General features: G+C 28.3%; 22 protein-coding genes. 14 read left to right on the forward strand and 8 right to left on the reverse strand.

Translation table 11 applies throughout. The features are described from left to right. Positions 1–28: 28 nt before the first annotated feature. On the reverse strand, positions 29–2,818 hold the full coding sequence (locus MKD41_RS13005; protein WP_240242725.1) for an outer membrane beta-barrel protein: 2,790 nt from the start codon (positions 2,816–2,818) through the stop codon (positions 29–31). Between the two features lie 166 nt (positions 2,819–2,984). On the opposite strand from MKD41_RS13005, the gene MKD41_RS13010 reads away from it, so the two are divergent. The 5 genes from MKD41_RS13010 (at position 2,985) to MKD41_RS13030 (ending at position 5,829) form a co-directional block, all read left to right on the forward strand. Continuing rightward, the gene (locus MKD41_RS13010; protein ID WP_240242726.1) at positions 2,985–3,293 is read left to right on the forward strand and encodes a rhodanese-like domain-containing protein; all 309 of its coding nucleotides are present in this window, start codon (positions 2,985–2,987) and stop codon (positions 3,291–3,293) included. A gap of 95 nt (positions 3,294–3,388) precedes the next feature. Next, positions 3,389–3,685, forward strand: coding sequence for an ArsR/SmtB family transcription factor (locus MKD41_RS13015; protein ID WP_240242728.1), 297 nt, complete (start codon positions 3,389–3,391; stop codon positions 3,683–3,685). 1 nt (position 3,686) lies between these two features. Further along, a complete protein-coding gene (locus MKD41_RS13020) occupies positions 3,687–4,466 on the forward strand; it encodes a sulfite exporter TauE/SafE family protein (RefSeq protein ID WP_240242729.1) in 780 nt (259 codons plus the stop codon). Positions 4,467–4,640: 174 nt separating this feature from the next. Further along, entirely contained in the window at positions 4,641–5,153 is a 513-nt protein-coding gene (locus MKD41_RS13025; protein ID WP_240242730.1) for a TlpA family protein disulfide reductase, read from the forward strand. A 4-nt stretch (positions 5,154–5,157) separates the two neighbouring features. Beyond that, positions 5,158–5,829, forward strand: a complete 672-nt coding sequence (locus MKD41_RS13030) for a thioredoxin family protein (protein ID WP_240242731.1) — start codon at positions 5,158–5,160, stop codon at positions 5,827–5,829. Between the two features lie 186 nt (positions 5,830–6,015). On the opposite strand, the gene MKD41_RS13035 is transcribed toward MKD41_RS13030, so the two are convergent. Further along, positions 6,016–6,471 carry a 3-oxoacyl-ACP synthase gene (locus MKD41_RS13035; protein ID WP_240242732.1) on the reverse strand — a complete coding sequence of 152 codons (456 nt, stop codon included), beginning with the start codon at positions 6,469–6,471 and terminating at the stop codon, positions 6,016–6,018. A 44-nt stretch (positions 6,472–6,515) separates the two neighbouring features. Here MKD41_RS13035 and MKD41_RS13040 point away from each other — a divergent pair, with 44 nt between their 5' ends. From MKD41_RS13040 to MKD41_RS13055, 4 genes are all read left to right on the forward strand, one after another. Continuing rightward, the gene (locus tag MKD41_RS13040; RefSeq protein ID WP_240242733.1) at positions 6,516–7,442 is read left to right on the forward strand and encodes a TIGR01212 family radical SAM protein; all 927 of its coding nucleotides are present in this window, start codon (positions 6,516–6,518) and stop codon (positions 7,440–7,442) included. 193 nt (positions 7,443–7,635) lie between these two features. Then, positions 7,636–8,217 (forward strand): TetR/AcrR family transcriptional regulator, encoded by a 582-nt coding sequence (locus MKD41_RS13045; RefSeq protein WP_240242734.1) that lies wholly within the window; start codon positions 7,636–7,638, stop codon positions 8,215–8,217. Between the two features lie 50 nt (positions 8,218–8,267). Then, a complete protein-coding gene (locus tag MKD41_RS13050; protein ID WP_240242735.1) occupies positions 8,268–9,047 on the forward strand; it encodes an SDR family NAD(P)-dependent oxidoreductase in 780 nt (259 codons plus the stop codon). Positions 9,048–9,103: 56 nt separating this feature from the next. Further along, positions 9,104–10,225, forward strand: coding sequence for an MBL fold metallo-hydrolase (locus MKD41_RS13055; protein WP_240242736.1), 1,122 nt, complete (start codon positions 9,104–9,106; stop codon positions 10,223–10,225). A gap of 123 nt (positions 10,226–10,348) precedes the next feature. On the opposite strand, the gene MKD41_RS13060 is transcribed toward MKD41_RS13055, so the two are convergent. From MKD41_RS13060 to MKD41_RS13070, 3 genes are read right to left on the reverse strand one after another with little or no spacing between them, the layout of a single operon-like run. Continuing rightward, a complete protein-coding gene (locus MKD41_RS13060) occupies positions 10,349–11,590 on the reverse strand; it encodes a murein hydrolase activator EnvC family protein (RefSeq protein WP_240242737.1) in 1,242 nt (413 codons plus the stop codon). After that, entirely contained in the window at positions 11,590–12,363 is a 774-nt protein-coding gene (locus tag MKD41_RS13065) for a DUF4292 domain-containing protein (RefSeq protein WP_240242738.1), read from the reverse strand. Before MKD41_RS13065 ends, MKD41_RS13060 begins: the two co-directional genes overlap by 1 nt. Continuing rightward, entirely contained in the window at positions 12,364–13,323 is a 960-nt protein-coding gene (locus MKD41_RS13070; RefSeq protein WP_240242739.1) for a tetratricopeptide repeat protein, read from the reverse strand. A 233-nt stretch (positions 13,324–13,556) separates the two neighbouring features. Between MKD41_RS13070 and MKD41_RS13075 the strand changes: the two genes are divergently transcribed. After that, complete coding sequence (locus tag MKD41_RS13075) at positions 13,557–15,425, forward strand: ABC-F family ATP-binding cassette domain-containing protein (protein ID WP_240242740.1); 1,869 nt, start codon at positions 13,557–13,559, stop codon at positions 15,423–15,425. 169 nt (positions 15,426–15,594) lie between these two features. Here MKD41_RS13075 and MKD41_RS13080 read toward each other — a convergent pair whose 3' ends face one another. The 3 genes from MKD41_RS13080 to MKD41_RS13090 are packed head-to-tail and all read right to left on the reverse strand — an operon-like array spanning position 15,595 to position 17,976. Continuing rightward, on the reverse strand, positions 15,595–16,173 hold the full coding sequence (locus tag MKD41_RS13080; protein ID WP_240242741.1) for a PepSY domain-containing protein: 579 nt from the start codon (positions 16,171–16,173) through the stop codon (positions 15,595–15,597). 26 nt (positions 16,174–16,199) lie between these two features. Continuing rightward, complete coding sequence (locus tag MKD41_RS13085; protein WP_240242742.1) at positions 16,200–16,883, reverse strand: LysE family translocator; 684 nt, start codon at positions 16,881–16,883, stop codon at positions 16,200–16,202. Positions 16,884–16,920: 37 nt separating this feature from the next. Beyond that, positions 16,921–17,976, reverse strand: coding sequence for a 2Fe-2S iron-sulfur cluster-binding protein (locus MKD41_RS13090; RefSeq protein WP_240242743.1), 1,056 nt, complete (start codon positions 17,974–17,976; stop codon positions 16,921–16,923). A gap of 309 nt (positions 17,977–18,285) precedes the next feature. Here MKD41_RS13090 and MKD41_RS13095 point away from each other — a divergent pair, with 309 nt between their 5' ends. From MKD41_RS13095 to MKD41_RS13110, 4 genes are all read left to right on the forward strand, one after another. Continuing rightward, the gene (locus tag MKD41_RS13095) at positions 18,286–18,624 is read left to right on the forward strand and encodes a PadR family transcriptional regulator (RefSeq protein WP_240242744.1); all 339 of its coding nucleotides are present in this window, start codon (positions 18,286–18,288) and stop codon (positions 18,622–18,624) included. Positions 18,625–18,635: 11 nt separating this feature from the next. After that, on the forward strand, positions 18,636–19,316 hold the full coding sequence (locus MKD41_RS13100; RefSeq protein ID WP_240242745.1) for a hypothetical protein: 681 nt from the start codon (positions 18,636–18,638) through the stop codon (positions 19,314–19,316). After that, positions 19,313–20,002, forward strand: a complete 690-nt coding sequence (locus MKD41_RS13105; protein WP_240242746.1) for a hypothetical protein — start codon at positions 19,313–19,315, stop codon at positions 20,000–20,002. The genes MKD41_RS13100 and MKD41_RS13105 overlap by 4 nt, the downstream gene beginning before the upstream one ends. 65 nt (positions 20,003–20,067) lie before the next feature. Next, positions 20,068–21,537, forward strand: a complete 1,470-nt coding sequence (locus MKD41_RS13110; protein ID WP_240242747.1) for a DUF5687 family protein — start codon at positions 20,068–20,070, stop codon at positions 21,535–21,537. Positions 21,538–21,543 lie beyond the last annotated feature (6 nt).

A 21,543-nucleotide genomic window follows, 5' to 3' on the forward strand; every position in this document is an offset into this window, starting at 1 on the left:
AACATGGAGTTATTTTAATCTGGAATAATTAACGCATCATCATAAAACTACCTCCACGTTGTCTTTGAGGTTTACTTGTATTGTTAAAATTCCATTTTAAACTTAACATAAAATAGCGTTTAAGAATAGAGCTTTCCGAATCTTGAATATAGTTTTCTGTTGCAGTTCTTCTTGCATTAGTATTCTGATTTAGTATATCATAAACTTTTAAAGTAGAAACAAATTTATCACCTGCAAATTTATAAGCCAATGTAGCATTCCAATTCCAAGAGCTTTTTTTAAATCCCTCTGCTATATTTGGGTTGTAGTTATAATTTATATTATTTTGCCATTCAAAGTTTTTTGGAATGGAAGTTCTTGTTCTTACAGAAAATGAATGTCGAGTATATGTTCTATCTTTAAAAAGAGCAATATCATATTTGCTTTCACTTAATGAAATTGAATAATTTGGACTAATTTCCATTATATTATGCCAATTAAAAATTAAACCTAGGGAAGGAGAAAGAGAGTTATTGTTTGAAATATATTTTTCATCATTACTAAAATTTACATTTCTAGATGAATTTAACCCTAATCCAATATTAAAACGAACTGTTTTAACACTATCAACTTTAATTGATTTACTATAATTAGTATTTCCATACAAATTGCGGTTTCCATCTACATTTGTGTAAGATGTTGTACGTAAATAATTTTCATCAATTGCAGATTTTGAAACAATGTTATCATTTATAAATCTAGCGCCTATATTAGCATTAAAATTACTCTTTTTTTGCATGTTAAAATTGTAAAAGGCTAAATTGATTTGATGGTTGTTAGAAGGCTCTAAACTTGGGTTTCCTATTATGGTGTTTAATGGGTTACTTATATTTTTAAAGGGTTGAAGGTAGGATAAACTTGGTGGTGAATTAGTTAAATTATAACCTAAAGAAAATGTAGATGTTCTATTAGAATTAAAACGGATATTAGAATTTAAGGATGCAGAAGTAAATTTTCTCTCTAAATCTAATTCTGGTCTTAAAAAATCACTGTTTTTTAAGGTTCTAAAATTAATGCTAGAACCAATATGGGCACTTATTTTTTCTTTTTGTAAATTTAAAGAAACTCCAGTACTATTATTAATAGACGTATATGTAAAATCTGAACTAAGGTCTTCTGAAAATTCAGTAAAATCTTGTGTATTTTCATCAAATTCATACGAATACTTTTCATTAGTTTGTTTTTGATTGTTAAACGCATATTCAAAATTTATAAAAAATTTATTTGCAATAATGGGTTGGCGATATGTAAAATCTATTTTGGTGTTGTTTGACGAGTTTTTAGAAGAAATTTGTTGGTTTCTTTCTATAACGGATGGAGTATCACCAAAAAGTTCGGTATTTGAATCATAGAAACTTTCTGAATCTTGATTGTTATTATTGCTGTTTATTCCTAATCTAATAAAACGTCCCTTGTTGTTTAATTTTTTTGAAATGGATAAGTTATAATTAAAAGATTTTGAAGTAGTTTCTGAAAAATTATTATTGGTAGATTTATTAATTAATTCTTGATTGTCGTTTAAAGATTCTTCATTTGAACTTGCTTCAGAAAAACTTTTAGTATATTCAATTGTTGGTTTAAAATAAATCATTAATGTTGAATCAATTTTAAATTGAGTACTAAAATTTATTCGATGTTTATTTTTTTCATTGATAGAAGTATTATCAGAGTTTGAAAAGTATCTTGAATCTGGTAAAATATTTTCTCTTTTAGTTTTGGTTGCTCCTTCGGTATTACTTGTTGAATAAAAATAATCTGTGGTGAAATCTACTTTTTTACCAAAATTATCTGAATAATTTATACCTCCATTTTTAGAGGTTGTTATTCCGTTACTAGCGCCAAAAGAAGGCATTCCTTGTACAAGTGATCCTGCACTTACTTGAGAAAAATTTACTGAAGATACCATTCCAATAGTCATGCTAGAAAATCCACCCATGCTAAATCTCGGAGAATTTACATTGTTTCCACCAGCAACAATACTTAATCTTTGATCGTTGTTAAATAAATTAAGCATTCCTGCAACTTCGTAACGATCATCACTTCCTTTTCCTGCAGATAAACTACCAAAAGCACCTTTGTTGTTTTTTTCTTTAATTACTAAATTTATTGATTTGTTTAACTGTTCTCCATCTTGTCCTAAAAATACTTCAGACTTTGATTTTGTATCTGTAACCTGAATTTTTTCAATTATATTTTTCGATAAATTTCTAGTTGCAATTAAAGGATCGTTGCTAAAAAAGGGTTTTCCGTTTACTAATATTTCATTAACCACTTTGCCATTTATTTTAATTTCTCCATCCATCCCAATTTCTACTCCAGGTAATTTCCTTAATAAATCTTCAACATTTGCATCTTTTTTTGTGTTAAACGATTTAACATTAAATTCTAAGGTATCTTTTTTAACAGTAATTGGTGCTCTAGATTTAATTTCAACTTCATTTAATAAGTTTTCATGTTGTTCTAAAAATATTGTTTTTAGATCTATTTCAGAAGTCTTTAAATCTATTGTTTTTGAAAAGGTTTTATAACCAAAGTAGGAAACAAAAAAATTAATTTTTAAATCGTATATTTTATCTTTAATGGTAAACAAACCATTATTGTTTGAAATTGTATAGTTTATAACAGAACTATCTTTAATTCTTTCTAAATAAATAGTTGCAGATTCAAGTGGAATACTATCGTTAATACTAACTATTTTACCAGTTAATTTTATATTTTTAGATTGAGAATAGGAAAGACATGTAAATAAAATTAAGATGATTGATAGCAGTTTTTTCATACTTTTTGAAATGATTTAAAGTAATAAATTTAATAAAATTATGTGTTTTAAAGTGCTAATGATAAGTTAAGTTTCTAAATAATATTTAATTACTTCTTTGTAAATATATTTTCTTATTTATAATAACTATTTGGTAATTTTGCCAAATATAAAATTTGTTAGTAATATGAAAAATTATACTTCCATAGTAATCAGTTTACTTTTTGGTTTAAATGCAATTGGTCAAACAATAGAAAAAATAGTGGCAAAAGATGTTTTAGAAATAGTTGTTAGTAGAGATACAACAAATACTATAATGATTGATGGTAGAAGTGCTGAAATGTTTGCAGATAAGCATATTGAAGGAGTTGTAAATATAGATGCTTTTAGTGAATCGTCTTCAATAGAATTAAAGAATTATATTGATAAACAAGAGCTTATAGTGTATTGCTCTAACAATAAAAGAGGTGGAATTATTATTGAAAAACTTATATAGTTAGAATATAAAGGCAAAATTATATTTATATCTGATGGTATAAACGGATGGAATTTAGCAGAATATAAAACAGTAAGTGATAAAAAACAAGGATAGTGAATCAAGATATAGAAAATCAATTTCTAGAAAAAGCAGCATTATTTAAAGCATTAGCACACCCAACTCGCTTATTTATTATTAATGCTGTAAAAGATAAAAAACTGTCTGTAAAAGAGCTTACAGAACTGGTAGGTGTTGATATTTCTACAATGTCTAAACATTTAAGTATTCTTAAAAATCACAAAATTATTAAAGGGAAAAAGGATAAAAATTATATTTATTATAGTTTAGAAATTCCTTGTGTGTTAGATTTTATGACTTGTGCCGTTAAAGTAATCGAAAAAAATAAATAAAATGAGTGTTTGGATACTTGCAATTGTTATAATGCTTATTGCATTTTTAATGACAATGACCGGTCGTGGTGGTGGAAATTTTTACGTTCTTGTATTGGTTTTTTCTGGTTTTAGTATGAATATTTCTGCTTCCACTGGGCAATTTATTCTTATGTGTTCTTCATTTATTGCGACTATTCTTTTCAGTAAACAAAAAATGAACCACTGGAAATTAACCATACTTTTAGGAGTATTATTATTTATTTCTGCAATGGCTGGTGGATTTTACGGGCAATATTTTAACGAAAAAGCACTTAAGGTAATTTTTGCGATTCTTATGTTTGTCGCTGCTTTGTTAATGTTGAAAAAACCTAAGCAAAAACTTAAAAATGATGGTATTTGGGTTGTTACATTAACATCAAATAATGAAACTTTTAAAGTGAATTTATTGGTAACAATACCAATAGTATTACTTACTGGTTTTCTTTCTGGAATGGTTGGTGTTTCTGGTGGATCCTTTTTAGTTCCTCTAATGCTATTAACTATGAATGTTCCTATGCATGTTGCAGTTGGTACTTCTACAACTTTGGTGTCTGTATCTGCAGTAGCAGGTTTTTTTGGACATATTGGAGCAGGAATTGTAGATCTTAATTTAGCAATACCTTTAGCCTTGGGAGGTGTTATTGGTGGTTTTATGGGTGCTAAAATGGCATTAGAATCAAAACCTAAAAATTTAAAATATCTTTTTGCTGGTACGCAATTGATAGCTTCCATTATTATGATTATTAATGTTATATATTGAGTTTTTCACTTTTAATATTAAATTATTTTTAAAAAATATATTAGTAATATACTCATTTTAAAAATTTTAACATTTTAATAAGAAGGTAATATATTAGATTTGTTGGACGTTTTATTAGAATTAATAAGATTAATAATCTGAATTCTATAAGCTAAAGATTAAATAATACGTACAATGCAAAATACTATTTTACTACTAATTTCTTTATTCTTTATTGGATTTACTTCAGATAATAAAGAAATAGTTACAAAACAACCATTAAATAACGCTACCATACCGGTTTATAACTTTTCTGAATTAGAGCCTTTATTATATACAGATTCAGAAAAAATACATATTGTAAATTTTTGGGCTATGTGGTGTGCTCCTTGCGTAAAAGAGTTACCAATTTTTCAAGCGTATGAAAAAAATAATGAAAATGTAGAAATGATTTTTGTGAGTCTTGATTTTCCTGAAGATATTGAAACAAAACTTAAACCATTTTTAGAAAAAAAAGGAATTACATCAAAAGTTGTGCTTTTAGACGATCCAGATGCAAATACTTGGATAGATAAAATTGACCCTAATTGGTCTGGTGCAATACCATTTACCATAGTATTCAATAAAAATAAGCGATCTTTTCACGAACGTGCTTTTGAAAATATTGAAGACTTAGAAACTGAAATTAATAACACAATAAATAACTAAAAAAATGAAGAAAAGTAATTTAACATTCACAGTAATTTTAATTTTATGTAGTTTTTTAACAACTATAAATACAAATGCGCAAGAAAGAAAGGGACCTCCAAAAGGTGGTCACAGTCCTCAACAAACTAAAACTTTGGATGAAATTGGAGGTTATAAAATAGGTGAAGTTGCTACTGACTTTAATCTTAAAAATGTTGACGGTACTATGTTTTCTTTAGCAGATATTAAAGACGCAAAAGGATATATTGTAGTATTTACTTGTAATGAATGCCCGTTTGCTAAAATGTATGAAGATCGTTTAATAGAGCTTCATAATAAATATGTTTCACAAGGATATGCTGTAGTAGCTATTAACCCAAATGTAAGTGAAAATAACGCGAAAGAAAGTTTTGAATCAATGCAAAAAAGAGCAACAGAAAAGAAATTTCCTTTTGTTTATTTAGCTGATGAAAAACATGATGTTTTTCCAAAATATGGAGCTGTTAGAACACCTCACGTATTTTTATTAGATAGCGATAAAAAAGTACAATACATAGGTACTATAGACGATAATGCTAGGTCTGCGGCTAATGTTAAAGTAAAATACCTTGAAAACGCGATACAGGCGCTTCAAAAAGGAACAACTCCAGAAGTTACTTTTACTAAAGCAATTGGCTGCCCTGTAAAAGCAATTTAATTAAAGTAGTAACTGTATAACTTTATGCTTGTTTATAAATAGTGAACAGCAATATTATTAAAAGTTTATTTTATTAATAATGAAAAAATACTTCTAGTATTATTTGTATCTACAATTTTAACATTTGGAGAAGAAACTCAAATGTTAAAATTGTTTGATGCAATTCTAGACAGAAAAATGTTTTACTTAAAAAATCTCCAAAATTTCGGCATTGTTAAAAGCTAGAGTTCCTCCAATTTTTTGTCCTAATAATTGCTTTCCAATAGGAGATTGCGAAGAGATTGCGAAATAAGTAGCGTCTTCAACCAAAATTTTTCCAACACTAATAGCTAAAAAATAAGTGCCTTTTGAAGTTTTAATAAGACTTCCTAAACAAACAACTTCAGAAGATTTTTCAATTGAAATTTTGTTTAAAACGGCATTCATAGCTTCAATTTCGGCTAATTGTTGACTCGATTTTTCCATTTCTAACTGAATCATTGCTCTACCGGTTTCGTGTTTGTCGCCAGCAGAACTTTTAGTTTCAGAAAATAAATCGTTTTTGTTAGAAGCGATACTTTGGCTAATAACAGCACTTTTTTGTCGAACAAAGTGAAAACACTGTTCAAGTAATTGTTGTTTTATTTTTAAATAATTCATCATATAAAGTGTTGTAAAAATAACAATTCTTAATTTTGCAATTAATTATGCAAATTACAGGAAAACGATATTTAGATTATAGCTCTTTTATTAAATTAAATTTTGGTGAACGTGTACAAAAAATTTCATTAGATATTGGATTTTCTTGTCCAAACAGAGACGGAACAAAAGGTTTTGGTGGTTGCACGTATTGCAATAATAATACTTTTAATCCAGAATATTGCGAACCTCAAAAAAGTGTTAAAACACAATTAGAACATGGTATTGAATTCTTTTCTAGAAAAGGGAAAAACAATAAATATTTAGCATATTTTCAAGCTTATACAAATACCTATTCTGATTTTGAATCGCTAAAACAGCTGTATTTAGAAGCTTTAAGCGTGCCAAAAGTTGTTGGCTTGGTTATTGGAACACGTCCAGATTGTATTTCAAAAGAAATTATAGATTTTTTAGACGAACTTTCTAAAACCTATTTTATATCTTTAGAATTTGGTGTAGAAAGTACAAACGAAGCAACCTTATTAAAAGTAAATCGTTGTCATACCTACGAAGAAACTAAGGAAACATATAATTTGTGTAAAAATAAAGGCTTTCATTTAGGCGCACATATAATTTTAGGACTGCCAGGAGAAACTAAAGCTGCGTTAATGAATCATGCCGTAGAATTATCGAAATTACCAATTTCTACTTTAAAATTACATCATTTACAGATTGTAAAAAACTCGGTAATGGCAGTTCAATACAAACGAAATCCTGAGAATTTTAACTTATTTGCTGCAGAAGATTATATAGATTTTGTGTCTGAATTTATTACCTATTTACGGCCAGATATTATTATTGAGCGTTTTATTAGTGAAGCTCCGAAAGACTTGTTAATTGCACCAAAATGGGGTGGACTTAAAAATTTTGAGATTGTAGCTAAAATTGATAAAAACCTTCAGAAAAATAATTCTTGGCAAGGGATGAATTATTAAGTTTTTCTTAAATAAAGAAGCCATTCTGAATGATATTTAAACATCTTTTATACGTTATTTAACCGTTGTGCCTTTTGATGAAAATTCGTCACTTCAAGTGAATTTAACGATTGAAAGTAAGTGAAATTTGTATCGAGAAGTAGAATTTCATCAATTTATTTGTCAATTAATAATTTTATAGTACTTTTGTTGAGTGATTAGTCAATATAAAAAAGATAAAAGAGAATTATTGTTAGAAGCAGCAACCAAACTTTTTGTAGAAAGAGGTTTGCATGCTACACCAACATCAGCAATTTCAAAAGAAGCTGGAGTTAGTGCTGGAATTTTGTTTCATTACTTTAAAACCAAAGAAGATTTAATTGATGAATTGTATATTTCTATTAAAAAAGAATATTCTTCTGCCATTCTTGAAGCTATAGACAAAATTAAATCTGACCTTGGAAAATTAAGATTAATTTGGTCAAATTCTTGGAGCTGGGCTTTAGATAATGATTTGAAATTTAAGTTTTTATTACAAATAGATAATACCAGTTGTGCAGAGCGCGTAAAAACACACCCAGATATTATTACCAAATATGAAGTGTTTAACAACTTAATACAAGGATATATAGATAAAAAACTAATCAAAAATATGGATACTCATTTTTTAATGGCATCTATGTTTGGTTTAATTACATCAATGGTTAGTTATATTACCCAGTTCCCAGAGAAAAGAAACGATTTAGTTTTTATTGAGCAAGCTTGGGAACAATTTTATAATTATTTAAAGCTTTAAAAAAATTTAACCATTGTATTGATTGAATACTCAATCAAAAAACTCATATTATGAAAAATATAGCATTAATAACAGGAGCATCTACCGGAATAGGAAAAGAATTAGCTACCATACACGCAGAAAATGGAGGCGATTTAATATTGGTAGCCAGAAGTAAAAAGAACTTAGATTTATTAAAAGCAACCTTAGAAAAAAAGCACGGTGTAAATGTGTTGGTAATTGTTAAAGATTTAAGCAATTTAAATGCTGCCAAAGAACTATTCGATGAGGTAAATAATGCTGGAATTGAAATAGATTATTTAATGAATAATGCGGGTTTTGGAGCTTTAGGGAAATTCCACGAATTAGATTTAGAGCGTCAAATTGCAATGATAAACCTTAATGTAACGTCATTAACCGCATTAACGCATTATTTTATGCCTAACTTTATAAAAAGAAATTCTGGAAAAATATTAAACACTTCTTCAACGGCAAGCTTTATGCCTGGTCCGTTGCAAGCTGTTTATTTTGCGACAAAAGCGTATGTTACATTTTTTAGCAATGCACTTGCAGAAGAATTATGCGACACCAATATTACTGTAACTAATTTAATGCCGGGTGCTACAGAAAGCGAATTTGGTGCAACTTCTGGAATGGATAAAACAGAAATGTTTAAAAAAACAGCGACCGCCCGTAGTGTGGCAGAAGATGGTTATAGAGGAATGTTAAAAGGAAAGTTAGATGTTGTTTCGGGTTTAACAACAATGCAAAAAATAATGATGGCTATGATTCCTTTTACTCCTAAAAAAATGTTGTTAAAGCAAATTCGTAGAATGCAAGAAGTAAAATAAAACTGCTGACTTGAGCTGAAAAATACCAATTAAAAAAATTAGATACATCATTGAAAATGATTAAAAAAATATTAAAAAAAATGTTGATAGGATTTATAGCAGTGGTGCTTTTAATAGTAATTGTAGGCGTATTATTTGTTAATTTAAGTCCACAATTTGGAGGGAAACCAACCAAAGAAAGCTTAGTTAAAATTGAAAAATCACCAAATTATAACGGAGATGGGACTTTTAAAAATTTAGAATTAACCTCAGCCAGTACGGGTTTTAAATTGAGCTCTATTCCAAAGTTTTTTACCAATGGAGAGAATAAAGTTCCAGCAAACGAATTGCCTTTAGAAAAAATAACTAAAGCATATTTTGAGAATGAGCCTAAGGAACCTAGAATTACTTGGTTTGGACATTCTGCTATGTTTATTGAAATGGAAGGACTAAATATTTTTATAGATCCAATGTTAGGCGAAGTACCAGCACCACATCCGTTATTAGGAAATGCTAGGTTTAATAAAGAGTTACCTATTGCAATTGATGATTTACCTGAAATTGATTTGGTGTTGATTTCACACGATCATTACGACCATTTAGATTATGGTTCTATTCAACAAATACATTCAAAAGTGAAACAGTTTTATGTTCCATTAGGCATAAAAGCACATATAACTGAATGGGGTGTAGCTGCATCAAAAATTACAGAATTTGATTGGTGGGATAGTCAAACTTTAAACGGAATTGAGTTTATTGCAACTCCTGCACGACATTTTTCGGGAAGAGGTTTTACTAGAAACAATACATTATGGAGTTCTTGGGTATTAAAATCTGAAAGTAATTCAATTTATTTTAGTGGCGATAGTGGTTATGGAAAACATTTTAAAGAAATTGGTGAAAAATATGGTCCTTTTGATTTTGCTATGATGGAATGTGGGCAGTATAACGAACAATGGGCGCATATACATATGACTCCAGAAGAAACAATTTTGGCTTCTATTGATGTAAAAGCAGATTTAATTATGCCAATTCACTGGGGTGCTTTTAAGTTAGCATTACACACCTGGAACGATCCAATTATTAGAGCAACAAAAAAAGCAGCTGAATTAAATGTACAAATAAGTACCCCAAAATTAGGAGAAGGAATTGTTTTAAATGGAGAAGATTTTCCATCTTCGCATTGGTGGTTGAAATAGAAATAATATAAGAAAATACATATTTTAATTTCTTATTTCGAGATTTATAAAATTGGAGATTATTTACTGGCTTTAACTCGGTTTAAACGCGTTTATATTTACTTTGTTAGTTATAAAAGCAAGTTACATTTTGTATATCCAAGGTCTTGGATTTTCTTTATGGGTATTGTTCCAAAATTCAAATCCTAAAATGGTTTTTCCTGTAATTTTATCGGTAAAAATAGTACCAATTTCTTGTTTGGTTTTTACATTATCACCAGATTTTACAAAGGTGTTTTCTAAATTTTTATATACAGTAATATAATTACCGTGTTGAATTAAGACAGCTTTTTTATTTCCAGATGTTACTTGAACCGCTAATACTGTACCATCAAAAACAGCGCGTGCTTTACTGCCTTTTTCTGTTGTAATTCTAACGCCATTACTTTGTATAGTAGTAGTTTTTACAATTGGGTGAGGTTGCTTACCATAGAATGTAGAAACATAGCCTTTTTCAACGGGCCAATCTAATTTACCTTTATTCAATTCAAATTTTGAATTTAATTCTTTTGCAGCTGGTGTTAAAGCAAAAGAAGTTGCGCTTTTAGAAGTAGCTTTTGCAGTGGTGGTACTTCCAGATTTTTTATTAGAAGCGGCAATAGCAGCTCTAATAAGTTTGTCTATTTGACTGGCAACTCTGCTTTCTTCTTTTTGAAACTGTTTAATTTGTTTTTTATAGGTATTTTCTTTTTGTTTTACTTTAGCCAATAAAATTTCTTGTTCTTTTTTTTCTTTTTCAATTACAGAATGCTCCTTCTTTTGTATATCTAAAAGAGCCTTCTTTTGATCTTTTTTAACTTGTAAAGAATCTGTTAGAGCTTGTAATTCTGTAGTTTTTTTATGAATTTCATCACCTTGTTTTTTTCTAAAAGCAGTATATTGTTTCATATATTGAAACCGTTTATAACCTTGGAAAAAATTTTCTGATGACAGAAGAAACATAATTCTGCTATTTTGAGATTTACTTTTATAAGAGTTGTAAATCATTTCTCCGTAGCCTTTTTTTAGTGCTTCTAGATCTCTTTTGTTCTTGTTTATTTCAAGTTGATTTGTGTAAATTTCGTTACTAAGTTCTTTCGATTCGTTTTCTATAGCTTTAATTAACTCTTGTCGCGTATTAATTTTAGCCTTAAGATCGTTTAGTTGATTTAATACATTTTTTTCTGTTCTTATAGTATTAGAAAGTAGTGCATTAATATATATTTGATCTTTTTGAAGCTGCACACGACGTGCCTCTAACACTTGGCGTTTAGATTTTTGAGCAGTACTATTAATACTGATAGATACTACTAAAAGCAGTAAAAGGTACTTTAATTTAAATTGCATTATTTTAAACTAATTTCTTTGTAACCATTTGGTATTGAAAACGGAAAAGCTAAATCTTTATTGAATTCAACAGTGCGATATTCAATATCTATGGTTGTTATTTTTTTATGATCTAAAGCTTTAATATTAATACTTTTTGGAAATTCTTCTCCTTTTATTTTTGTGTAATCTGAATAAGAAACTGTTAATAATTGTTGTTTTTCTTTATTGCTAATTTCTTGTTTATTTATTTTAAAATTATCCGAATTTAAAAAGAATAAAATATCGAATAATGCTACATCTTTTTTAGGTTGTAACTGATATAATTTATTAGTTATTGTTGAGTTGTATTTTCCTTTTTTTAGGTTTAAAACAGCCTGACCTAAAAGAATATTCTGAACTTTTTCGTAATCTAATTCTGTCCCTAACCATTCGCTTAGTAAAGAAAAATCTCCATCAAAAAAGGTTCTTTTCATTTTCTCGTAATAAAGAACCCTATTAGGGGTTATCATTACTTTTGCAACTGGAAATCCAAATTTTGTGGCACTCATCCAAATTGTTTTATCTTTTTCTAAACGCAGTTTAATACTAAAACCTACCGATGTTTTATCATCTTTAAATTTAGCATTTATTTTTGCATCTATTGTTTTTTGGTCAAAATTAGAATTGTAATGGTTATTTATAATTTTTTTTGTTGAAATATTTTTGATGTTAGCATCAACAGCACTTTTATTAGATTTACACGATGTGAAAATTACTAAAAAGATTAATAGTATTTTAGAAAATTGTTTCATTTAATTTACCTGTTTTAACTGGTCTATTTTTTGTTTGTATTTTAAAACTTCTTTATCGTTATTTAAACCTTTGTGGCTTATTATTAACTGATTGTAAAAGTTTACTTCCATTTCGTTGTTGTCAATAACAAAATCAATGCCAATTGTTAAAACGTCAATTGCTTCATTATATTTTTTAAGTTTATTAAGTGCGTAGCCATTTAATTGATATAGCACTGGTTGCGCTGGAAATAATTCTAGTGCCTTTTTGCTATCTGATTGTAACATTTCAAAAAGATTGTTTTCTAATTCGTAACTTAAAATTTGAAGTAATGTTTTAAAATTTTTATCTTTTTTATAAGAAGCTTTTAAAGCTTCAAAATCTTTAATTTTAGGAAAACTTTCAGTTATTTTATCTCTTTGTTTAAGCAGTTTTTTTCTATTGGTTAAATAGGTTTTAAACCTTTTTATTTTTAAGGTAGTTAGTGCTTTGTTTTCTACTTCGGTAATTAAATCTTCGGCTTTTGTAAATTCTTTATTCTGAATATAAAGCAACACTAACTCATCGGCGTAAATTGGTTTTATTTCAACAAGTTTTTTTTGAACTTTAATAGCATCTAAATAATTTCTTTGTGCTTTTAAAATGGCCACTTTATGTCTTAACAGATGGTGGTTGTTAGGTTCTTTTTCTAATGCCTTATCTATAAAAATTTCAGCTTCGTAATATTTTTTTAGCAATAAATAATTCTTAGAGAATTCAAAATCAACAGCTATGTTTTCGGCATCAATTAAGTTGCATTTCTCTAGGTTCTCAACAGCCTTTGAATAATTATTTATGCTAGTTTCTTTTAATGCTTCAAAAAAGTATTCCTGAAATTTTAAATTTTCAACTTCAGGGTTTTGTGTGTTTTGAGCGTGTGAAAAACCGGAAAAGAGCGCAATTCCAACTAAAACTATAGTATGTATTTTCTTTAAAATCATATAAAGGTGCAATATACAATTTATTAAGATGATTTAAAGTTGATTTTTTTCAATTTTAATTACTAATTGTTTGTGTTTAGTTTTAATTATTGCGTTAGGGATGGTAGTGGAAAGCCCACAGCGATAGCGAGGACTTGAAACGAACAGCCAGACCTGCAAGGTAACGCCCAAAATATAATAATTGTAGTTTTCGGTATTTTTTTTGTGTAGTTTTGCGTTAAAATTTACGGTTAATGAATTACTTATCAGTTGAAAATATATCGAAATCGTTTGGCGAATTAACGTTGTTTGAAAACATTTCTTTTGGAATTAATAAAGATCAGAAAATTGCTTTTATAGCAAAAAATGGTACTGGAAAAACATCGATGCTTAATATAATTGCTGGTTTAGATAGTTCAGATACTGGGCAGGTTATTTCTAGAAAGGGCTTAAAAATTGAATATTTATCGCAAGAAGATCATTTAAATGAGGCTTTAACTATTGAACAAACTATTTTTGATTCGGATAATGAAACTTTAAAAGTAATTGAAGAATACGAACATGCATTGCAACACCCAGAAGAAGTAAATGAATACCAAAGGGCTTTTGAAAAAATGGAGCGTTTAAATGCTTGGGATTTTGAAACACAGTTTAAACAAATACTTTCTAAATTAAAATTAGACGATTTAACCAAAAAAGTAAGTGAACTTTCTGGTGGACAACGCAAGCGCTTGTCTTTGGCTTTAATTTTAATTCATAAACCAGATTTGTTAATTTTAGATGAGCCAACAAATCATTTAGATTTAGAAATGATTGAATGGCTTGAAAGTTATTTTGAAAAAGAAAAAATCACTTTATTTATGGTTACACACGACCGCTTTTTTTTAGAACGTGTGTGTAATGAAATTGTAGAGTTAGATAATGGTGGTTTTTATACTTATAAAGGAAATTACTCTAACTACTTACAAAAAAAAGAAGAACGTATAGAAATTGAACAAGCTACCGTAGATAAAGCTAAAAACTTATTTAAAAAAGAGCTAGAATGGATGCGTAGGCAACCAAAAGCACGTACTACTAAAAGTAAAAGTAGAATAGACGATTTTTATGTAATTAAAGAAGCTGCTTCTAAACGTAGAAACGACCATAAAGTTCAGTTAGATATTGATATGGAACGTATGGGAACTAAAATTTTAGAGCTTCATAATGTTTCTAAATCGTTTGGTGATTTAAAAATTCTAGACAAATTTGACTATAATTTTTTACGTGGAGAACGCATTGGTATTATTGGGAAAAATGGTACTGGTAAATCTAGTTTTTTAAATGTTATAACAGGAGAAATTCCTACCGATAGTGGTAAGGTTGTTATTGGTGAAACTATAAAGTTTGGTTATTATACGCAAGATGGAATTGTAATAAAACCAGGTCAAAAAGTAATTGAAGTTATTAAGGAATTTGGGGATTATATTCCGTTAAAAAAAGGTGGAATTATTTCTGCCGGACAGTTATTAGAACGTTTTTTATTTAGTAGAAAGCGTCAGTACGATTTTGTTGAAAAATTAAGTGGTGGAGAGCGTAAACGTTTGTTTCTGTGTACTGTTTTAATTCAAAACCCGAACTTTTTAATTTTAGATGAGCCTACGAACGATCTAGATATTATAACGTTAAATGTGTTGGAGAGTTTTTTATTAGATTTTCCAGGTTGTTTATTGGTAGTATCGCACGACCGTTATTTTATGGATAAAATTGTGGATCACTTATTTGTGTTTAGAGGAAAAGGTGTTGTTGAAGATTTTCCAGGAAATTATTCAGATTTTAGAGCATATGAAGATTCTAAACCTAAAGAAGATGTAGTAGAAGTTAAAAAAGTTGAATCTGTTGCTCCAGTTAAAACTACAACAAAAGCAAAGTTAACCTATAAAGAAAAAAAGGAATTTGATGGTATTGAAGATGAAATAGCAGCCTTAAATTCTGAAAAAACAGCCATTGAAGCTAAATTTTTAGATGGTAATTTGTCTGGTGAAGAAATTAATGAACTATCAATTAAACTTCAAGAAATAGCAACTGAAATTGATGCTAAAGAAGAGCGTTGGTTTGAGCTCTCTTCTAAGTTAGAAGAAGATTAGATTTATTGTCATTTCTGTGAAAACAGGAATCTATTTTTACTGAGTTATGGATATTTGCCGGAAGTATTACAGCATTGGGGCTTACTTTTTACTTGTAAAAGTGTTTAATTGTTGGTGAAAATACTAACAATGACTGTTGAATACTAGGTGTGGAAATTAAAGTTTCGTTTTATTTACGAGGTCTTTTTTTACGATGTTTTTTTAGTTTTTTTGGTCCATACCACAACCAAAATCCAGTTATTGTAAATAATAATAAAGCCAAGCCCATTATTGTGGTGTAAATTACTCTAAAAATTTTTGAAGAAGTGTTAAGCCAGTTGTCTAAAACAGTTCCGTCATGTAAATTTTCAATAAAATCGGAATGTCTTTTGCCAATATTTAAAACAGTGCCAGTTGCACCATCTAATTGAATTTCCCAAGTATGATTTTCAAAAATAAATTTAACCATTCCTTTATTTTTTCGAATATCAATTCTGTCGAGTTCTGAAGATAAATCTGTAGCAATGGAATCTTTTAAAACAACTATAGCTTTTTTATGTAAACTATCAATTGGTAACCATTCACGTAAATCGTTTGAAGTACCTTGGTGAGATTGTGGTATAATTACATTGTTGCTATGGCTTTTCCAACCTAAAAGGATTCCTGTAATTGAAATTATAAAAAAGAATATAAAGAGTAAAGCTCCAGTAGCTCTGTGTACTTTTCTAAAATTTCTTAAAATTTTTGCTTGCGTTTGTCTAGAGTTCAAGTTTTAAAAAGTGTTATTGAGTTAATTTAGGTTGTTTTATCAACTTCGTTAATTACCTTATTAAGGTTTAATTGTTCTTCAGGGATAAAACCTTTTATGATTAAAACAATGCCGAAAATTATTAATAGAATTCCCATAGCGCGTTTTATTTTATATGTAACCGCAGGTGTTAAATATTTTTTAAGTTGTTTTGCAAGTGTTATTTTACCAATATCTGTAATTAAATAACTTAATAATATAACAGAAAAGTAATTGAATATTTTATTAGAGTCCATTTGTAAGTTAGAGCCAACTACAACTATCATTCCTAGCCAAAAAGCTAAAACACCAATATTTATAAAGTTTAATAAAAAACCTTTTAAAAAAAGTTTTAGATAATTTGTTTTTTCAGGAAGTACTAAGGTTTCATCTTGTACAATCTGTTTTTGGCTCTTATTTAAAAAGGTAATAATACCATAAACTACTAAAATTAAACCGCCAATATAAAAAAGTAACGGATCGTCTTTAATACTTTCTAAAAGACTTTTACTACCAAAATAAGCTATTAAGATAAAGGCTATGTCACCCAAAATTACACCTAAGTCAAACGCAATAGCGGCACGTGCACCTTTAATAATGCTAGTTTGAATTAGCATAAAAAAGACAGGGCCAATCATAAAGGCCAAAAAAAAGCCAATAAGCGCTGCTTCTTTAATTTCGTTGAATGTCATAGTGATTGTTTAATAAAAATTCAAGATACTATAATTATTAAACATCATCATAATCTACAGTAATTTTTTGTGAAGTTGGATGTGCTTGACAGGTTAAAATTAAGCCTTCTTCAATTTCACTATCCGATAAAATAGCATTTTTAGTCATTTTTGCGCTTCCTTCTGTTACTTTTCCTAAACAACTACTGCAAATTCCACCTTGACAAGAATACGGAGCGTCTAATCCTTCTTCTAACGCTGCATTTAAAATGGTGGTTTTAGCATCCATTTTAAAAGTAGTTTCTTCATCATCAACAATTATTGTAATTTCTGAAGTTCCTTCAAAATTTTCAGAAGTTTCTTTTTCGGAAGTTACAGGTGTTGAAAATAATTCGAAATGAATATTATTTTTATCAATATTATTTTCAATTAGTGTATCAGTAGCTACTTGAATCATGGCTTCTGGTCCGCATAAAAAAGCATTGTTAAATGTTGTGTTTTTTAATTTATTTTTAACAATATAATTAATGTTTCCTTTGTCAATTCTACCAAATAAAGAATTTTCTTGTTCTTCTTGGCTGTACACATATTGTAAATTTAACCGATCTGGAAAACTGTTATGTAAGTTGTCAATTTCAGTTTTAAAAATAGTTTCAGTAACTGTTTTGTTTCCGTAAATAAGTGTAAAAGTACTATTAGGTTCTTCAGTTAATACTGCTTTTAACATTGCCATAATTGGAGTAATTCCGCTTCCTGCAGCAATAGCTAAATAATTTTTAGTGTTACTTTTACTAGTTTTTAAAATAAACTTGCCTTCTGGTTTTTGAACATCTAAGGTGTCGCCTTCTTTTAAAATGGTATTGGAAAAAACAGAAAATGTACCATTGTCAACGGCTTTTACAGCAACTCTTAATTCGTTACTATTTGGTGCGGAACAGATAGAATATGCACGGCGTAATTCTACGCCAGCCAATTCTTTTTTAATATTAATATACTGTCCAGCAGTAAAGGTAAATTCGTTTTTTAATTCGGTTGGAATATCAAATACAATAGAAACCGTATTTTTGGTTTCTTTTTTTATTTCTTTTATAGTAAGTGTGTGAAATTTCGACATAATCATTTTTATAAGTTTACAAAAGTAACCAAACTAAAATTAAATTTCTTGTTAAAATTAATACATAAGAAAGTTATACATAAGAAAATTATGCATATATTTGTGGCGAATCGCAACAGATAAATTTTATTGGTGGATGTTTTTTTAAGTGTTAGAGTGAATTAAAATGAGCTAAATGCGAAATTTAAAATTGTATAGAGCTTAAATAAAACCTTTATTCAGATTCATTATCAGGATACGTAGTGCTGATAATTTAAAAAACAACTACCTATTACATAAATAAACGATTAAACCTTTAAACCAACATAAATGGCAAATCAAAAATTATACAAGGGCTCTTTACAAACCATTATTTTAAAATTATTGGAAGAAAAAGGCAAAATGTATGGTTACGAAATTACGCAAAAAGTAAAGGAATTAACCAAAGGGGAGCTTTCAATTACTGAGGGAGCCTTATATCCTGCGCTTCATAAATTAGAAGCTGAAGGTTTGTTAGATGTTGAAGTTGCAAAAGTTGACAATCGCTTACGAAAATATTATAAGTTAACTGAAAACGGTACTAAAGAAACCGTAAGTAGGTTGGCCGAAATGGAAGATTTTTTACGAACCATGCAAACTATTGTAAATCCTAAATTTAGTTTAGAATAAGATTGCTTTTTATGAAAAAAGATGTGAAACTTACCCGAGAACAACTTCAAAAAATTGAAGCTTACCTAAACAACAACGATATTAAATATATTGATTTACATTTAGAAGTGTTGGATCATATTTCTACGGATATCGAAAGTGAAATGACTGAAAATAATACTTCTTTTGAAAATGCTTTTGATGAAGTTAAACTGAAATGGCGTAAAACATTCAGTTATAAATGGACTTTTTGGTTGGGAATTTCAAATGGTGGTTCAAAATTATTTATTGACCATTGTTTAAAAATTTATAAACCTTTATGGTTTAAATGTATTCTTGGAATTGTTGCTTTTATTGCTGTTTTTTATGGAGCTGTTACAATATTTAATATAGATTTAGATGCAAATTACCTGCTATTTAAAATCACTTTCCTTTTAATAGCTTTGTTTTTTCCTGTTCTTTTAATCTATTGGAAATATCAGTTAAAAAAAATAAAATTAGCTTCTACATATAGCTATTTATATAATAAACAGGTTTTTCCAAATATTTTTATTGTGATTTTGTTTGTAATACAAATTATTGATAATGAAAAGTTTAGTGATTTTACTTTTGTTTATTTGGTTACATTATTTTCATTAATAATTATGGGATATAGTTTCTATAAAAACCACTTAAAAGTAGTTTCAAACTATAAAAAATATCAATTACAATGAAACTAACCTCAGAACAAATACAAGAACTCTACAAATTTACACGTCAACATTACGTAGAACATTACGATATGCAAACCGAGTTAGTTGACCATTTAGCAAACGATATTGAACAAATTTGGCAAGAAAAACCAAGTCTTTCTTTTGAAGAAGCTAGAACTATTTCATTCAAAAAATTTGGTGTTTTTGGTTTTATGGATGTCTATGGAGCAAGGCAAGGAGCATTGAGTAAAAAGTACATGAAAATATTATGGCTCCATGCTAAAGAGTGGTTTAGATTGCCAAAAATTATAGCAATTATTACCTTTTTTTATTTTTTCTACAGAGGTTTAATTCAATATGGAGATACATTTGCGCTTTCGGTTTTGGGTGTTGTAATTTCATTTGGTTTAATAAAGCATATTATTTTATTAAGAAAAGTAAAAAAAAGACAAAAATTAAGTGGTAAAAAATGGTTGTTAGAAGATATTATTTTTAGAGGCTTATTTTTAGGCGGCGGAATGTTAGGTGTAAATCTGTTTAATATTATTAATATAGCAAGTCCAGATGTTTATAATGTATATTGGGCAATTTTTTATGCTGCTATTTTTACAATAATGGTTGTTTACGTGTATATTAGTGTTGTTGTTTTACCAAAAAAAGCAGAAGAATTATTAATAGAAACGTATCCAGAATATAAAATCGTGTAAATTTACCTGTAACAAATTGTATAAAAAATATACTTATTAACCATAAAGTCACAAAAACTACCCAAATGATTAAACAATTTTTAAATTTTGAATGGAAACAATTTTCCCGTTCATCATACTTCAAAAAAGGTATTGGAATAAAAATTTTACTTGCCTTGGCTGTAATTTATTTTGGAGGAGCTGCCTTACTTTTAGGGGTTGGGCTCTTTTTTATTTTAGAGAAAACAATGCCAGAAATAGATCCAATTATTACGGTAAATAACTTTTTAATTTATTGGTTTATTTTTGATTTGGCACTTCGGTTTTTTATGCAGCAATTACCAGTTATGAATGTAAAACCATTAATGATTATTCCTGTAAAACGAGATGCCGTTATAAATTATTTGTTGAGGAAGACAGCAATTTCATTTTTTAACTTTATACCGCTCTTTATTTTTATTCCTTTTAGTATTGTATTATTAGTAAAAGGTTATCCGGTTTTAAATGTATTATGTTGGTTTTTTGCAGTGGTGTGTTTAGTGTTTTCAAATAATTTTATAAACTTTTTAATTAATAAAAGCAATACGGTTTTTTATGTGTTGCTTACAGTTTTTGCTGCTTTAATTAGTTTGGAGTTTTTTAATATTTTTAAAGTTTCAGAGCCAATAGGTGTAGCTTTTAATGCATTGTATAACAATCCTGTGTTGGCTATTATACCACTTGTTTTAGTATTTGTGCTGTACCGCATTAATTTTAATTTTATACGAAAAGGATTTTATTTAGATGATGCTGTTACAAAAAAAATAGAAGAAGCAAGTGAAGTAGATTTATCGTGGATGGATCGTTTTGGAAGTGTTGCAATTTTTTTAAAAAATGATGTGAAGCTTATTTGGAGAAATGCACGTCCAAAACAAGTATTAATGATGTCTTTTTTGTTCTTATTTTATGGATTAATTTTTTACACAAATAAAATGTATAGCGATTCTCCAGCTTGGATAGCATTTGCATCTATATTTGTAACAGGTGGTTTTTTATTAACATTCGGACAGCTAGTACCGTCTTGGGATAGCGAATATTATAAAATGCTAATGAGTCAAAATATTCCGTATAAAAAATATTTAGAATCTAAATGGTATTTAATGATAGTTGGTGTTGCAATTTCGTTTGTATTAAGTACACCTTATATATATTTTGGTTGGAAAATTTATGCTATGATTGCCGCTGCAACATTATTTAATATTGGACTTAATTCGTTTATAACCTTATTTGGAGGCGCATTAAATAGAGTTCCTGTAGAATTAAATGTAAAAGCAAAAGCCTTTGGAAACACAAACGGATTTAATCCAACACAAATGTTAATTGCATTACCAAAAATGCTGTTACCAATGTTGTTATTTTACATACCTTATAAGTTAGTGAATTACGAAACCGGAATTATAGTGCTTGGTTTAAGTGGTGTTTTAGGAATTGTTTTTAAAAACTTTTTCTTAACTAAAATTGAAAACATTTACCAAACAGGAAAATACAAAACAGTTGCTGCCTTTAGCGAAAAATAAAATTTA

Source organism: Lutibacter sp. A64, assembly GCF_022429565.1.
Classification (GTDB): Bacteria; Bacteroidota; Bacteroidia; order Flavobacteriales; family Flavobacteriaceae; genus Lutibacter.

Bases quoted from the DNA above. Each gene is read 5' to 3' on its own strand.
- MKD41_RS13095 (WP_240242744.1), top strand. From the start codon at position 18,286: ATGGCAAATCAAAAATTATACAAGGGCTCTTTACAAACCATTATTTTA.
- MKD41_RS13085 (WP_240242742.1), bottom strand. From the start codon at position 16,883: ATGACATTCAACGAAATTAAAGAAGCAGCGCTTATTGGCTTTTTTTTG.
- MKD41_RS13070 (WP_240242739.1), bottom strand. From the start codon at position 13,323: ATGATTTTAAAGAAAATACATACTATAGTTTTAGTTGGAATTGCGCTC.
- MKD41_RS13030 (WP_240242731.1), top strand. From the start codon at position 5,158: ATGAAGAAAAGTAATTTAACATTCACAGTAATTTTAATTTTATGTAGT.
- MKD41_RS13075 (WP_240242740.1), top strand. From the start codon at position 13,557: ATGAATTACTTATCAGTTGAAAATATATCGAAATCGTTTGGCGAATTA.
- MKD41_RS13020 (WP_240242729.1), top strand. From the start codon at position 3,687: ATGAGTGTTTGGATACTTGCAATTGTTATAATGCTTATTGCATTTTTA.
- MKD41_RS13005 (WP_240242725.1), bottom strand. From the start codon at position 2,818: ATGAAAAAACTGCTATCAATCATCTTAATTTTATTTACATGTCTTTCC.
- MKD41_RS13090 (WP_240242743.1), bottom strand. From the start codon at position 17,976: ATGTCGAAATTTCACACACTTACTATAAAAGAAATAAAAAAAGAAACC.
- MKD41_RS13040 (WP_240242733.1), top strand. From the start codon at position 6,516: ATGCAAATTACAGGAAAACGATATTTAGATTATAGCTCTTTTATTAAA.
- MKD41_RS13050 (WP_240242735.1), top strand. From the start codon at position 8,268: ATGAAAAATATAGCATTAATAACAGGAGCATCTACCGGAATAGGAAAA.
- MKD41_RS13010 (WP_240242726.1), top strand. From the start codon at position 2,985: ATGAAAAATTATACTTCCATAGTAATCAGTTTACTTTTTGGTTTAAAT.
- MKD41_RS13100 (WP_240242745.1), top strand. From the start codon at position 18,636: ATGAAAAAAGATGTGAAACTTACCCGAGAACAACTTCAAAAAATTGAA.
- MKD41_RS13060 (WP_240242737.1), bottom strand. From the start codon at position 11,590: ATGCAATTTAAATTAAAGTACCTTTTACTGCTTTTAGTAGTATCTATC.
- MKD41_RS13105 (WP_240242746.1), top strand. From the start codon at position 19,313: ATGAAACTAACCTCAGAACAAATACAAGAACTCTACAAATTTACACGT.
- MKD41_RS13065 (WP_240242738.1), bottom strand. From the start codon at position 12,363: ATGAAACAATTTTCTAAAATACTATTAATCTTTTTAGTAATTTTCACA.
- MKD41_RS13025 (WP_240242730.1), top strand. From the start codon at position 4,641: ATGCAAAATACTATTTTACTACTAATTTCTTTATTCTTTATTGGATTT.
- MKD41_RS13035 (WP_240242732.1), bottom strand. From the start codon at position 6,471: ATGATGAATTATTTAAAAATAAAACAACAATTACTTGAACAGTGTTTT.
- MKD41_RS13055 (WP_240242736.1), top strand. From the start codon at position 9,104: ATGATTAAAAAAATATTAAAAAAAATGTTGATAGGATTTATAGCAGTG.
- MKD41_RS13110 (WP_240242747.1), top strand. From the start codon at position 20,068: ATGATTAAACAATTTTTAAATTTTGAATGGAAACAATTTTCCCGTTCA.